Origin of the sequence: Halapricum hydrolyticum (genome assembly GCF_025517535.1) — an archaeon.
Lineage (GTDB): Archaea > Halobacteriota > Halobacteria > Halobacteriales > Haloarculaceae > Halapricum > Halapricum hydrolyticum.
In genome coordinates this window covers 1-1,005 of record NZ_JAOPKC010000054.1, presented here as the reverse complement: position 1 = coordinate 1,005, position 1,005 = coordinate 1, and the positions used below count along the sequence as shown (strand labels likewise).

Below are 1,005 nucleotides of genomic sequence, written 5' to 3'. Positions count from 1 at the left end.
CGCTCTTGTGTAGAGGATTGTTGGTCAGTTCTCAGCAGTAGCTGGAGTTCACAGCAGGCAAGGGTGGCGCGACCGCGCCACCCGACGAACGATGATGCCAATCAGTGTGTTCGTCTCGGAGCGTCGGGCCGCGAATCTGCTGGCACAGATTCGCTGGCGTGACGGCGTCTATTGCCCGCGCTGCCGTGCCGAATCCGTGATTCGGTACGGCAGCTATCGAGAGTTTCAACGGTATCTGTGTAAGGATTGCGGCCGGACGTTCAACGACAAGACTGGAACAGTCTTCGAACACTCTGCAATACCGCTCAAAAAGTGGTATCTCGCCGTCTACACCTACATCCGGCTGAATGCGAGCATTCGGCAACTGGACGCTGAGCTCGCTGTTTCGTACAAGACTGTCTACCGGCGCGTCCAGCGCTTCCTGCGGGCGCTGGACGCGCCTCGGCCACAGCTCGAAGGCCCAGTCGAGATCGATGAACTGTACGTCAACGCTGGGAAGAAAGGCCGCGAGCGCGACCGGCCGTCGCGCTCGCGTGGCTTATCCACGCGCGGTCGTGGAACGTATCACGAGGACAAGCCACCCGTGTTTATCCTCGCCGACCGCGGTAGTGGCGAGACGTACGTTCACCCGGCGAAAGCCGCCGAGGAATCGACGATTCGACTCCTGCTCGGTAGCCGCCAGCAGGAGTCGCTAACCGTCTATACTGACGGCTTTCGAGCGTACGAGCCACTCGATGAGGACGACGCATTCGACCGCGAATACGTCGTCCACGGTGAGGGTGAATACGCTGATGGAGACGTGCACGTCAACACGTGCGAGAGCCACGCGTCGCTGGCGCGACGGTGGCTCTCGCCGCATCGAGGAATCTCCAAAGACAAACTCACACCCTACCTCAGAGCGTTGCAGCTTCGAAAACGTGTCCGCCGCAAACCCGGCGACGAAGCACTCAAAATCATCCTCGAAACCGCACTATGACGCCACCAACAATCGCTTACCCAAGAGCG

1 protein-coding gene is annotated in these 1,005 nt (G+C 59.9%); it reads left to right on the top strand.

Features of this window, described 5'->3' with window-relative positions:
• The first annotated feature begins 91 nt into the window (after positions 1 to 91).
• Entirely contained in the window at positions 92 to 976 is an 885-nt protein-coding gene (locus OB916_RS16925; RefSeq protein WP_315910471.1) for an IS1595 family transposase, read from the top strand.
• The last annotated feature ends 29 nt before the right edge of the window (positions 977 to 1,005 follow it).

Coding starts and splice junctions, on each gene's coding strand:
- OB916_RS16925 (WP_315910471.1), top strand. CDS start 92: ATGATGCCAATCAGTGTGTTCGTCTCGGAGCGTCGGGCCGCGAATCTG.